Origin of the sequence: Candidatus Nitrosotalea sinensis, assembly GCF_900143675.1 — an archaeon.
Lineage (GTDB): Archaea > Thermoproteota > Nitrososphaeria > Nitrososphaerales > Nitrosopumilaceae > Nitrosotalea > Nitrosotalea sinensis.
In genome coordinates this window covers 170,013-182,636 of sequence record NZ_FRFC01000005.1, presented here as the reverse complement: position 1 = coordinate 182,636, position 12,624 = coordinate 170,013, and the positions used below count along the sequence as shown (strand labels likewise).

The 12,624-nt window shown below is 37.0% G+C and carries 15 protein-coding genes; 6 read left to right on the top strand and 9 right to left on the bottom strand.

Going from position 1 to position 12,624, the window contains the following annotated elements:
* Position 1 precedes the first annotated feature (1 nt).
* Positions 2 to 1,540, bottom strand: a complete 1,539-nt coding sequence (locus NSIN_RS08545; protein WP_101010794.1) for a pyridoxal-phosphate dependent enzyme — start codon at positions 1,538 to 1,540, stop codon at positions 2 to 4.
* Between the two features lie 123 nt (positions 1,541 to 1,663).
* On the opposite strand from NSIN_RS08545, the gene NSIN_RS08540 reads away from it, so the two are divergent.
* On the top strand, positions 1,664 to 2,035 hold the full coding sequence (locus NSIN_RS08540) for a PPOX class F420-dependent oxidoreductase (protein ID WP_101010793.1): 372 nt from the start codon (positions 1,664 to 1,666) through the stop codon (positions 2,033 to 2,035).
* Between the two features lie 6 nt (positions 2,036 to 2,041).
* Here the strand turns inward: NSIN_RS08540 and NSIN_RS08535 are convergent, their stop codons facing one another.
* Complete coding sequence (locus NSIN_RS08535) at positions 2,042 to 3,541, bottom strand: hypothetical protein (protein ID WP_101010792.1); 1,500 nt, start codon at positions 3,539 to 3,541, stop codon at positions 2,042 to 2,044.
* A 311-nt stretch (positions 3,542 to 3,852) separates the two neighbouring features.
* Between NSIN_RS08535 and NSIN_RS08530 the strand changes: the two genes are divergently transcribed.
* Complete coding sequence (locus tag NSIN_RS08530) at positions 3,853 to 4,707, top strand: UbiA family prenyltransferase (RefSeq protein ID WP_101010791.1); 855 nt, start codon at positions 3,853 to 3,855, stop codon at positions 4,705 to 4,707.
* Here NSIN_RS08530 and NSIN_RS08525 read toward each other — a convergent pair.
* Entirely contained in the window at positions 4,697 to 5,644 is a 948-nt protein-coding gene (locus NSIN_RS08525) for a phosphatidylserine/phosphatidylglycerophosphate/cardiolipin synthase family protein (protein ID WP_101010790.1), read from the bottom strand. The two genes, NSIN_RS08530 and NSIN_RS08525, sit on opposite strands and share 11 nt — an antisense overlap.
* A gap of 179 nt (positions 5,645 to 5,823) precedes the next feature.
* Between NSIN_RS08525 and NSIN_RS08520 the strand changes: the two genes are divergently transcribed.
* Complete coding sequence (locus NSIN_RS08520; protein WP_165775295.1) at positions 5,824 to 6,231, top strand: response regulator; 408 nt, start codon at positions 5,824 to 5,826, stop codon at positions 6,229 to 6,231.
* A gap of 58 nt (positions 6,232 to 6,289) precedes the next feature.
* Here NSIN_RS08520 and NSIN_RS08515 read toward each other — a convergent pair whose 3' ends face one another.
* The 3 genes from NSIN_RS08515 to NSIN_RS08505 form a co-directional block, all read right to left on the bottom strand.
* On the bottom strand, positions 6,290 to 6,547 hold the full coding sequence (locus NSIN_RS08515; RefSeq protein WP_133124130.1) for a hypothetical protein: 258 nt from the start codon (positions 6,545 to 6,547) through the stop codon (positions 6,290 to 6,292).
* A gap of 283 nt (positions 6,548 to 6,830) precedes the next feature.
* A complete protein-coding gene (locus tag NSIN_RS08510; protein ID WP_101010787.1) occupies positions 6,831 to 7,181 on the bottom strand; it encodes a hypothetical protein in 351 nt (116 codons plus the stop codon).
* A 45-nt stretch (positions 7,182 to 7,226) separates the two neighbouring features.
* Positions 7,227 to 8,162 carry a CARDB domain-containing protein gene (locus NSIN_RS08505; RefSeq protein WP_218192581.1) on the bottom strand — a complete coding sequence of 312 codons (936 nt, stop codon included), beginning with the start codon at positions 8,160 to 8,162 and terminating at the stop codon, positions 7,227 to 7,229.
* A 167-nt stretch (positions 8,163 to 8,329) separates the two neighbouring features.
* Between NSIN_RS08505 and NSIN_RS09700 the strand changes: the two genes are divergently transcribed.
* Positions 8,330 to 8,461: a hypothetical protein gene (locus NSIN_RS09700; RefSeq protein ID WP_281259602.1), complete on the top strand. Its 132-nt coding sequence runs from the start codon at positions 8,330 to 8,332 to the stop codon at positions 8,459 to 8,461.
* Between the two features lie 16 nt (positions 8,462 to 8,477).
* On the opposite strand, the gene NSIN_RS08500 is transcribed toward NSIN_RS09700, so the two are convergent.
* Complete coding sequence (locus NSIN_RS08500) at positions 8,478 to 8,966, bottom strand: AAA family ATPase (RefSeq protein WP_101010785.1); 489 nt, start codon at positions 8,964 to 8,966, stop codon at positions 8,478 to 8,480.
* A gap of 69 nt (positions 8,967 to 9,035) precedes the next feature.
* Entirely contained in the window at positions 9,036 to 9,611 is a 576-nt protein-coding gene (gene dps, locus NSIN_RS08495; protein ID WP_101010784.1) for a DNA protection during starvation protein, read from the bottom strand.
* A gap of 93 nt (positions 9,612 to 9,704) precedes the next feature.
* Between dps and NSIN_RS08490 the strand changes: the two genes are divergently transcribed.
* On the top strand, positions 9,705 to 10,187 hold the full coding sequence (locus tag NSIN_RS08490) for a MarR family winged helix-turn-helix transcriptional regulator (RefSeq protein WP_101010783.1): 483 nt from the start codon (positions 9,705 to 9,707) through the stop codon (positions 10,185 to 10,187).
* Positions 10,147 to 11,652 carry an MFS transporter gene (locus NSIN_RS08485; RefSeq protein ID WP_101010782.1) on the top strand — a complete coding sequence of 502 codons (1,506 nt, stop codon included), beginning with the start codon at positions 10,147 to 10,149 and terminating at the stop codon, positions 11,650 to 11,652. The genes NSIN_RS08490 and NSIN_RS08485 overlap by 41 nt, the downstream gene beginning before the upstream one ends.
* Here NSIN_RS08485 and NSIN_RS08480 read toward each other — a convergent pair.
* Positions 11,649 to 12,623 carry an NAD(P)/FAD-dependent oxidoreductase gene (locus NSIN_RS08480; RefSeq protein ID WP_101010781.1) on the bottom strand — a complete coding sequence of 325 codons (975 nt, stop codon included), beginning with the start codon at positions 12,621 to 12,623 and terminating at the stop codon, positions 11,649 to 11,651. The two genes, NSIN_RS08485 and NSIN_RS08480, sit on opposite strands and share 4 nt — an antisense overlap.
* Between the last annotated feature and the right edge of the window lies 1 nt (position 12,624).

The window sequence follows — 12,624 nt, the reverse complement described above, 5'->3', positions numbered from 1 at the left end:
TCTATTCTGTGGCTACTTGTATGAGCTCGCCCATCTGCTTGCCCTTTCCTTGAGATATTGCGGATATTCCTCCTGTCAAACTTTCTGTTGTAATACCTTTGCTTCCTAGCACTTTGACTGCATTTAGTGATGTATATCCTGCCATGCAAACAAGAAGTGACTTGTGAGTTCCTTCCAATGCCTTGTTGATCTCATCTGGTATTTGCTGGGTTGCAAGAAGCCTCTCAACATCTCTTGCTTTTGGAACAAAGATCTTACTCTTGTCAACTCCCAAAGTCTTAGCAATCATTTCTATTCCTTCTTCTTTTGGAGTGTATTGGGTGTGAATCCAAATCACCTTGTCATAATCTCCTACGCTTGAGGCTGCCTCTTGCAGCGAGACTTGGATTCTGTTTTGTTTCTTATTTGATGACTCGAGATTCTTTTTGTATTTTTGTATGCCGTCTGCAACTATGACTATGAAATTACCACCAAATCCTCCAAAGTTTGCCATCTGCATTACTGCATACAGCGCAAGAGCACTGCTTTCCCCCATGTCGTATCCCTTGTCTACAAAAAACTTGAGCAAACGTTTAGCCTGCTCAAAGTCTATCTCATGTTGACCTGCATACCTGTCAGGCTCGTAAAATTTTAACCCTGATGCCTTGTCTTTTGTCCTGATTCCAGCTACATCCTGGCCTCCAACTGGAAATACTACATGTAGAGATTTCTTTCCATATTTTTCTGTGATGTATCTACTCAGGCCTCCTGATGTACCGCCTGTGCCAAAGGTGCAAACTATTCTAAAGTTTTCTAGAGATTGCCCTTTTTCATGTAACTGTTGGTCTATTTCAGGCGCGGTAACCACTCTGTGTACCTCTGTATTCATGTCATTGTCATATTGCTCGGGACAAAAACAATTGTAAATTTTTGCAAAAAGTTTTGCTAGGTTTATGATATCCTGTTTAGCTAAAAGTTCTTGTACTTCTGAGCTTGCCTTGTCAAATACTGTGGGATCAAATCCAAGCTCTGATAATTGTGATCTGATGTTTGCGGCAGTTGCCCTTGCAGCCAAGACATTCGGGCTTTCCTTCATACCAGGGGCAGGACAAATGTCCATGTCCAAATTTATAATTCGAATCTTTTCATTTCTCAATTCTTCAAAAACGCCTTCTTGTAACTTTCTTGACACCAGTGCAACTACATCAAGCCCAATCTTAGTTAGCTGACCAAGAGCTATTCCAAAATTTCCAGATGTTGCCTCAAATATTGTCTGACCACTTTTGAGTCTGCCTGATGTGATGGCATCATGAATTATGTTTACTGCTGGCCTTACCTTGATGGAGCCTGCAAGTAAATTCGAGTCAAATTTGCCAAAAATGTGAAGATCTTTATCGTCAAGGTTCAGGTTAAACTCTTTTTTTGCGCACTCTTTCAGATCTAGGGTGATATCTTTTAACGGAGTAGGATTGACTATGACGCCATTTTCCACATGTGGAACCTTATTCCAGATCTCTTTTTGAAAATGCTCTAATAGGATATTATCTTTATTTGCTTCCAATTTTTACCAATCGTGCTGTGATGGATAAGAAGATCTTATAAAATATACCATAATCTTCCAATGGTGTTTTAGGGTTCACCTCTTGATGTCATCTTTTAATCTGGCCTGTTCTAGATTTATTATATGTCATCTGACAAACTGGGGCAATTTCGTAATGCCAAATGCATTAATCTTGAGACATACAGAAAAAATGGCCAGGCAGTACAAACACCTGTATGGTATGTCATAGATAATGATGTCATCTACGTGGCAACGCCTGCTACTACTGGAAAGATAAAACGTTTGACTGTCAACAAGCATGTCAGAATTGTCCCCTGTAATTTCAGAGGAGATCCTAAAGGTGACTGGATTGAGGCAACGGCTTATTTTGCAAACAAATCAGAATCTGAAAAGGCAATTGCACTTCGCAAGAAAAAATATGGTCTGATGGCAAGACTCATACAAATTGCTGTATACAAAAAAGGCACTCCTGTCGTATTTGGAATCAAAATCTGAAATTCATTACATCATGACATTAAAACCCAAAGTGGTAAAAAACTGGTACAAAAACAGGCTCTTTACAATGGATAATTTCAGAAATGAAATAAAAACAGTATCCGGATTGTGGGTGATTACTTTTGTCTGTACATTCTGTGTTTGCGTATTTGCATGCGGTATCTCCATGGTCAAAGTAGCTGTATGATACTTTACAACTATGCTGTATGATATGTCATTATATTTTGCTAAAAATGATGTATCCCGCATCGCGTTGTTTATTATTTTCAAATCCGCAATACCCTTTGTATCGTAATCTGAAAATATTCCTACGTTTGGTTGAATCTCAAGCAGTGTTATGGGACCTGATGCCCCGCTTATTGATTGAGTCCTGTGCCTTCCGCTGCTATCTAGAAATCCTGTCTGTATTCCATTGTTTTGCGCCTCTACCACCTTGACTCCCTGTGGTCGGGGATTTGTTGTCAGTATGCCGTTGTGATTAAACATCAATGATGTCAAATTCCCGCTCAGATTCTGCATTCCTATGGTTCCATCAGCGTCTGCAACTCCGTTTCTTGAAAATGCCTCATAATATACCGTACTATTTGTAGTTGACGTGCCCCATGTCCAAGAATCCTCTTCTGTGGGGTCTATGTTGAGTTGCGGGTCAACCAAGTCTGCCTGCACTTCCGCACCTTGTGGCAAATAGATTCTGTTAGTTAATCCTTTGATCAAACTTCCTGGAATTCTATCAAAGACAAGATCAACTGATTGCACTCCTCCTGCTTTTTGATATTGTATTGTGACAGTTTCTGGAAATCCTGAAAAATCATATAACTGAATTATGGGCCACGCATTTGAAAACGCAACATTGTTTGAAGCTATTTGTCCTAATTTTCCTCCTGGTGGTTGTCCATTTAGTGTTGTGTTTTGTTTTATAACATGATTGAGTAATGTCCCACCTGCTATGTTTGTTACACCTGCAATGTTAGTGGGGGAACATGTCCCAAGTGATTGGGTTCCGTTTGAAGCCCCACTAAAATGTCTAGATACTGCAATTCCTTTTGTCTCTGAAAAATCCACCCCTGTTGCTATTGCTGATTCACTTGAACAAAATTGTCCAAAGTCTAAACCTTTTCCAGAATTGTTGGTCTGTGTCGCATCAGCATATTCTGCTTGGTTCATGTCTGCGAAATATGCATGCCAATTACCATCTGTAGTTTGTGCCATTCTCAATCTCTTTCCATTTATTGTAACCACTGGTTCTCCATATGCTTGATCTAATCTGTTTATGTCCGGGTCAGATACTATGACTTCAATGACTTGGGGTCCAGCAAAATAATTCTTGAACAGTGAATTTTCTGCTGAGACATACAAATTAGGATTTGATGAAACGTGTTGAGTTGGTTCTAATTTTGGTAGTAATCCTTCCATCCCGTTTGCTTGTGGTGTATTGTAAACAAAAAATGTAACACACACTAATGCTATTGCGACAAATAGTACTCTATTTGGTATGTCTGATTGCAACTGTCTTGCTTATTTTCTTGTTCGTTTTATGTATTGTTGGTGTCTTTGAGAAATTTGCATATTGTGACATTGATTAGGAATTTGTGAAAAATTACATAAAATATGATGTTTATGATATATTTTTCATACTTTCTACTCAATTATCATAAAAGTTATAATATACATATGTATTTCTCCATATATGGAGAATATGTTTCAATCTTTTGCTTTAATTAGTAAACCATTTGGTGAGTAATTTGGCGCTGGAATATCTACCCCCTAAGAAAAATCCCCTGGCGGCAATTGTTTCTGCTTGCTCTATTCTGTACTCTATGATAAAATCTAGGACTATAGTCTATGGGTTTGCTTTAGCATCTCTTGGTACTTTTCTCATCTCATCTGGTATGCAAATTCCTGATTTCTTTACATTGTCTAAACTTACATTATCTGTGTATTTTCTTGCGTTGGCCACTTATCTCTATAATGACCTTACCGACTATGACGTAGATGAAGTAAATGATCGTAATACTATGAGTTCAAAGAAAACATACCGAAATCAGATAATGTATGCAACAACAGGTTTCTTTGTATTTTCTACATCTATGGCATTTTGGATAAACATGCAAACTGGAATTGCAGCACTAGTATTTCTTGGATTGGCCATTGCATACTCGCACCCTAAAATTCATTTGAAAAACATGTTTGTAATAAAAACAATTGTTACTGCACTTGGAGGGTTTATAGCTTCTATGATGGGTGCCTTTGCAACACAAAATATCTCTTATTTTGCATTGGCTTCCTCCACCATTGTATTCTTGATATATTTCATAAATGGACCTCTTAATGATATTCGGGACTTGGAAGGTGACAAAAAGGGTGGCAGAAGGACTATTCCTATTGTAATTGGTGTTAAGAAAAGCTTTATGGTTGTAATAGGTTCTATATTGTCAATTGCTATGTTAATTCTGGCAGGTCATTATTTTCTAGGTATGCATATGATCGGTGCTATTTTGGGATTAATGGTGTGTGGTTATCTTGTAATGAAAATTGGAAAACTGACTAGAAATTACTCTGATAAAAAGAGTATGAATAAAACAAGAACCAGCGTAAGAAATAGTATTTTTACTATTCAAGGCTCTATTCTTGTGGGCTTGATCCTAAGTCAGATGTTTATACCTAATTTTTAATTGACTTTTGAATTATTTTTGGATGTTCTTTACTTGATTTATGCCACAAGCCACTAAATGTGGTAGATATTGACTCTGCAAGGTTTGCATCATCTGCAAAGATTGCCATCTTGAATTTTTTTGACTCGGTTAAATCTGCGATTTCTAATCCCACGTGTTTACTGTCTGTTATAATGGCACAGAATGGAACTTGAACATATCTTCTGTCTATTCTTGATGGGTAATATGGGTTGGAAACAACTTTTTCTCGCTCACTCTTATTCTTGTCTGATTTTATCATCCCTGCCTCAAAATAATTTTCTACGAGGTTGATGTCTGCTAGTACCTTGACATTTACTCCGGTGTTTGCTTTTTTCAATATTGCATTCACAATTAGGTCGTTTTGGAATCTTGTGATGAGAAGTATTTCTTTTTGTGCAAATTCTATAATTTCTAAAATCTTTCTTACCATGTCTTCGTATTCTGTTGTAACTGTGGATGTTTTTGTTGCACCATCTGAAAGATCCTGACTAATTTGTGGTTCCACTTTTGATATGAAATTCATGATGTCCTTGTCGCTGAACTTTGGATCTGATTTTAGCACATCCACCATCTGGAGATATTTTGAATTTTTGATATTGTTTGTAAGCCCAATGATATGTTTTTGATATACAACTCTGCCAAATGCAGTCTGTGTGTATGTTTCATTGCGTTTTGTAATTAATCCTAGATCTACTAGTTGTTTTAGTCTTGTATAGTACTGTTTCTTTGTAAGGCCTATTCTTGTAGGGGTGTCAATTTCTGACCTGATTCCTTCTTCTGCCATCTGGAAGATTGTTAAAGCATCATCTTTTGATAAGACTGATAATACATCAGTTAACTGTGATAATAGTTTGGAATTATCGTTTAAATCCTGCACTATGTCTGTTTTTTCTATTCTTTCTGTAACTGTCTTCATATCCTACTATCTTCCAAACACTAGGTAATATATCAATTTTGGTGAATTTCACCCCTAGTTTTCCCTTAAATGCCTTATTGTATCGAAGATCCGCTTTATATTTCGGCCATTTTTCCCTGTGATCAGTAAATATGGAGCCTAAAAACCCCTTAAATAGAGAATACGGTACACCTAACTATATGAAAAATATTGGAAATTTAAAAACTGTTCTTGTAGTGGATGATAATCATGATGTTCTGTCATTGCTTGTTGAACTATTGGAATTAAAGAAATTCCAAGTTATCGGAACTGCAAATAATGGAAAAGAAGCTGTAGCACTTTATGAGAAACTTCATCCTGACATTACATTTCTTGATGTAATAATGCCTGAAGCTGACGGAATTTATGCTCTTTCAATGATTAGAAAAATAAATCCAGAGGCAGTAGTAGTTATGGTAACTACAGACCTCTCACAAGACACTGCAGACCAAATTGAGGATCTTAGGGCAAATGCTGTAATCTACAAACCCTTTGACATTGATAATCTGGTGCAAACTGTGCGAGAGATTGAATCTGGCATGCATTATACAATTAGATATACTGATTGATTTTCTAATCTCTGACTCTGTCTCTTAATGCCACAGAATAAAGTAAAAAACTACCTGCTTATTCTTCTAACTTTTCAAGCTCTTTACATAATTTCTTGTATTCTTCTATTATCTCTCCAAACAAAGAAAAGACACTGCCAATTTCTGTCTGTGCCATTTCAAATCTCATTGTCTTTTCTATCAAGTATGACTGGTCTTTTGGGTCAAGACCTGTGTCTTCCCAAATACTTTGTAGTTTCTTAATCTTGGTTTGCAGACTGTGTTCGTTCTTGTCTATCTTCTTCTTTATCTTGTCAATTTCGGCTTGCTCAGCCATGTTTTTTCTGATAGTCTCCCTGTTAAAACTCATTTCCAAGTCTAAAACATGTTGTGAAATTTTGACCCCTACTGATAACATTGATGAATCTTTTCTTTAAATAGGAATTTTTCAAGTTTACAAAATGCCATATGAAGAAATCTACTTTCAAAGATTGAAAGAAGAAAACCCTGAAGAATATCAAATAGTGGAAATAGAAAAATCACAATAATTCTATTTCCCATCTTTTGACATTATGTATTTGAAAATAGGTCTAAAATAATAAAATAAATTAATTTTTGATTTATTGCATTGAATCTGTCAAAGATTTCATTACAGTTATTCCTTGATCGTTTGTCACTGTAACCATCTTTGTACCCTCTGGTGGAGAAAACATTGGATGCTCTCCTGGGTTCAAAACTGGTAAAGTGTCAGAGGTTGTCCCATAGTCTATCTTGACATTTGTCAAAGGCGAAGAACCTGTGTTTTGTACATAGACGCGAACAACATTTCCTACTCCCATGACCATCTCGGTTCTTGGTTCTACAGTCAATGCATATTGCTCAGTGGCAGGATGAATTGCAAATATCACAATTACTGCTATTGCAACTGCAACTCCTCCGCCTATTGCGCCATAAATTACTGGCTTTACCATGTTGTGTCAAACTGGACCAATCTCACAGGTAATTTAAGGGTGGTGCTATGATTTTGCTTTCTTTGTCTTTTTTGATTTCTTCTTGTTTCTATAGTGCCACAAGAATATGAAAAAGCCTATGGCACTTGATACAATGGTACCGACGCCTACTACAGGTGCTATGAAAAAGTCACCAAGCCATATGCCATTTGCATCTCCAATTTCCATCATTCCTCTATGTCTTGCAAACATGCTAATGGAATCTTGTATTGAATGCGTCTTGTTGGACTCGTCAAGATATGTTCCATTGATGTAAATTGTTGCATGAGTTGGTATGTCAAGATCTTTTGGGGTGCTCACAATAAATTCAAAATCAGAACTTTTTCCAGAATCAAGACTTGATAACAACAATGATTTTCTACCATCTAAATTGACATCTTGAGAGTATACAACGATCTGTAAATTCTGAGCCGTAGCACCCTGATTTTTCACAGTACCTTTTATGGAAAATGGTTCTCCTGAGAATACGTTGCTAGGAGATTGGATATCAAAACTTATGATTGGACTTGATTGAACGCTTATTCTAAAAGCCTGTGCAAATGTATCCTTGACTGGATTTGCATCAAACAAGCCTTTGATGAAATATGTTGCCTGCATGTTGACGACAAAGGTTCCATCTGGCATGTCATTTTTTATTTTCATTTCAAAGTTATTACCAAAGGTGGAATCTTTTGCAAGTTTTGCAAGACTGCAAGTATTGTTTGTCGTGTATAGTCCAGGGGATGATACTGCAAGGGTTATGTTTGAGATCTGGTCTGATGTTGCCTTTGTTATTGTTGATATGACAAGGTTTTCTCCAGGTTTTACTGTATCAGGATAATCCAATGTTATCTGCAAATTCGGGTCTATCATGCTGCTTTGCAAGGCATATGCAGGATGTGACATGATCAAAACTAAAGCAAATGCAAAAAACAGGCATGTGACATTTTTAGATGTAGACAAGTTCCACCAGAGACTGTTGGGATATTCTGGGCTTTTATTGATATGTTTTTGAATGTGGAATCTCATTCAAGTCGGATAAAAGGTATATGTTGTACTGATCTGACCTAGTTGATCATCTAGTTACATTTTAGATGGTTTATCTAGCATTACCATGTTGTAATGATGTAATGAAAGCAAAATTCAAGACTGTATGTTCGGAATGTAATGCACAAATCAGATCTGGTGAAGAGATAGCAAAGAGCCCTTCAGGAAAATGGGTCCACAAGTATTGTACCTCCACATCTGATGATCTTCCATAATGCGCCTTGTTCTGATTTACTGGATGTATTTTAGAACTTTTTCTATGTTTGTCTCTATGGGTATCGTTGTATCTATTGTAATATGTGGTAAACTAACAGGTTCGTAGATCTTTTTCATTTTATAATATATCTCACTAGTTGCATCTGAATAGTCGTTTTTACGAGATTCTAATCTTGATATTGCTATGTTTTCAGGACAGGTACATTCTATGATTTGAAAATCTCTGTCCTCCAGACCTAGTTTTTCTTTTATGGTAACTCTTGATTCTTCCTTGTTAAAAGTTGCATCTAAAATACAACTTATTCTTATATCATTGAGGTATTTTGCAATAATTGTCATTATGTCATAAACTAATTTTCTTTCAAATGCTGAATATGTTGGATTTTGAAATATCTCTTTTCTAATTTTGTCTGAAGACAAGATGACTGCATTAATCCTTGGTGCAATTTTGTTTGCTAATGTACTCTTTCCAACTCCTGGAAGGCCACAAATTATCATTATCATGTACTGACAATTATTCACTCAAGTACTGAACTTATCTAATTTCCTATTATGTGTACAAAAAGAAAGTGTTTATCCCAGAGCTCGTGAATGTTTCTGGGTATGAGGCCTTTCTCCGGGGAATTTTCTTCTCATGTGACCTGATGGTCTTGAATAAAGTAATTCCAAAAACCATGCCTCGTGTTCAATCTCTTCTCTTAGAATATCTTTTGCAACATCATATGTGGCAGGATCTTTTCCATGTGTCATAAGACAAACCTTGTTCCAGTTCACAATTGCCCCTTGTTCTGCCTTGAGGCATTTTTCCAAGATTGCTTTTGTGTCTATCGGATTTGTCGGAAGTTGTAAGAATTCACAACCTGACATCTTGATAAATTCTTGCGCATCAAGTGGGAGTTTTCCACCAAGTTCGTAGATTCTTGACAAGCAGGATTCAAAGTGACTCAAATCCTCTAATCTAGCATCTTCAATTATTCCCTTTAGTGCCTCGCCTTCCATGCCCACGCAATGAGCTCTAAGATTTGTGAAGTAATAGTATGCAGTAAACTCTACTGATGCATTGTAAACTAGTGCCTTTATCAGTTCTTTTACATTTACACCATTTTGTTCTAGTACTTTTACTCCTACTACGTTTGGTTCTTTGACCATGTGCCATCTCAAGTCTATAGTCGATATAAGCAAATCGATATAGTCACCATCAAGATTTATATCGTTAGTATACTAATCATCAGTATACTAAATATGACTAGATATGATTTTGAAAACAGCATTGGGTTTGTCGTTAATGCAACTGCAAAGGCGTTTCAACGCTCTTTTGATGTAGAATTGAGAAAAAATGTTGGAGTTACGCTTAGCCAGTGGCGTGTAGTCTGGGCATTGATGACTCAACCAGGCCTAACGCAAAAAGAATTGGCAGATAAGGTGGGAATCGAAGGTGCTACACTTGTTCCAATCATTGACAAGATGGAAAAGGAAAACTTGCTCAAAAGAAAACCAGATTCAAATGATAGGAGAGCAAACCGTATCTACTTGATGCCAAAGTCTGATTCACTGTGGGAGTCTATGATGGATTGTGCCATCAAGATACGCAAATCTTCTACAAAAAATATCTCTGATGATGAGGTACGGATAACACTTGAAACGTTACGCAAAATTTCAAAAAACTTGATGACTTTTTCAGAACTTGACGCAATCCAGACAAAAAAATCCAATAGGACTGGATAAGATGAAAATTTCGCAATCAAACACTGATGGTCTTCAGGAAAAAATCCCTTCTTCTGCATGGAAGACACTTGCAATTCTGAGTCTAATTGCAACAATGGTCATGTATGCAGAGACGATGCTAGTTCCAGCAATTCCTGATCTTATCAAAGATTTCCACATATCTTATGGTATGTCCTCTTGGATTTTGACTACTTATCTGATTGCAGGTGCAATAATGACTCCAATTACAGGTAAGCTCTCTGACATCTATGGAAGAAAAAAGATCTTGCTCATTGTAATGGGAATATATGCACTTGGCGTGTCACTTGGAGGATTTGTAACTGATATCTATCAAATGCTTGCAATACGCATCATTCAGGGGATAGGAATGTCGATGTTTCCAATAGCCTTTGGGATAATCCGGGAATTGTTTCCCAGAAGCAAGCTTGCAATAGGCCAGGGCATAATAACCTCAATGTTTGCCGCAGGTGCTGTAATAGGACTTGTTGCCGGAGGCCATCTGATACAAAACTTTGGCTGGCACGCTACTTTCTTCTCTATAATACCAATTGTATTGTCATTATTGGTGATAATTATGCGATTTATACACGTGGATGATTCACATCTTCAACTAAATGGTATCAATGTATCTAAAAACAAAATTGATGTACAAGGGGCAATAACGCTTGCAATTTCAATTAGCGCATTTTTAATGGCATTGACAATGGTTGAAAACAATGATTCATCCAATCTAGTTACTATACCTGGAGTAGTAACAATTGGCATTGTCTACATGGTGTTATTCATAATGATAGAAAGAAGATCAAGTGCACCACTTGTAAATCTGAAAATACTTGCAAACAAAATAATTCTGCCTGCAAACATTATGGTGATGATTGTAGGATTGTCCATGTTTATGGTATTTCAAACAATACCTGTACTCATACGAAGCCCTACACCGCTAGGCTTTGGAGAAAATCCATTGATGACAACTAATGTACAATTACCATTTGCAATTGTGCTTTTGATCTTTGGACCAACCTCTGGTTTTATCATATCAAAGCTTGGCTCAATAAAACCCATAATCGCAGGAAGTATCATCAGCGCAATAGGCTTTACAAATTTGTATCTCAATCACTCTACTGAGTTGCTAGTCTCTGTCAACCTTGCAGTATTGTCAACAGGTCTATCTCTTACAAATGTGGGAGCTATGAATGTGATAATGCTCTCTACTCCAAAAACTGATGTTGGCGCATCCCTTGGAATGAGTACGCTGATAAGAATAGTTGGTGCTTCAGTGGGTCCTGCAATAGCAGCAATGTATATGCAAACCAACAAGACATCACTTCCTGGAATTTCCGGTACGTTTCCTACCTCTGATTCGTACAACCTGATCTTTCTTACTGCCACCATAATATCATGTGCATCTGTAATGTTATCTCTTGTATTGTACAAACAGTTGAAAAAATCAAAAATCCTGGATTAATAGTGAAATACTGTATCGCCGATTGTCTTTTTCCAATCTGCTCGTATGCCTGGCTTGCCCTTGAGCTTTTCTACATAGTTAAATGCTGAAAGACCAGCAGTTGCTCCTCCTGAACATGCAGCCACAATCTGCTTGTATGGTATACTTGTTGCATCCCCTGCAGCAAAGATTGCAGGATGAGATGTTTTTCCGTCACTTGTTATCTCTATCTCACTTTTGGTGTTTATCTTTACCAAATGTTTGATAAAATCCAAGTTTATCTTTGAACCCATTTCTATGAACAATCCGTCCACATTTACTGTTTTTTCTTGACCTGAATTACTCAATATGGTAATTGTTTGTAAATTGTTTCCTCCTGCAAGGGATTTGATTGAGGATTGAGGAACAAGCTCGATATTTTCTTTTTTTTCTATTGCTGATATCATCTCCTTGTCTCCTGCCAGTGTCCCTCCCTTGTAAATTAGATAAATCTTTGATGCCATTCTTGAAAGTAATATTCCAGATTCTAAAAGATATGCTCCGACACCGATAACTGCGGTTGTTCTTCCCTGATAAAATGGAGCATCACATTTTGTACAATAGTGCACTCCCTTGTTTACAAAATTGGATTCATTTTCAACACCGAGGTTATTTGGAACTTTTCCTGGTGAGACAACGACTGCTTTTGCCTTGTATTCTGATCTTGTAGTTTTTACAATCAAACCAGATTCTGACTCGTCGATTTTTTCAACAGTATCGTATGCCATCTCTCCACCAAACATGAGAAACTGATTCTCAAGGGTTTTTGCAAGAAGGGGACCACTTGACATTATGGTACCAGGATAATTTTCAAGTTTCGGAATTAAATTTAGCTGCCCACCCAAGTCCTTTGAAATCAAGAGACATGACACCTTTTGTCTTGCTATGAATATGCCAGCAGATAATCCTGCTGGGCCTCCTCCTACTATGATGATCTCATATTCTTGAGCCAAT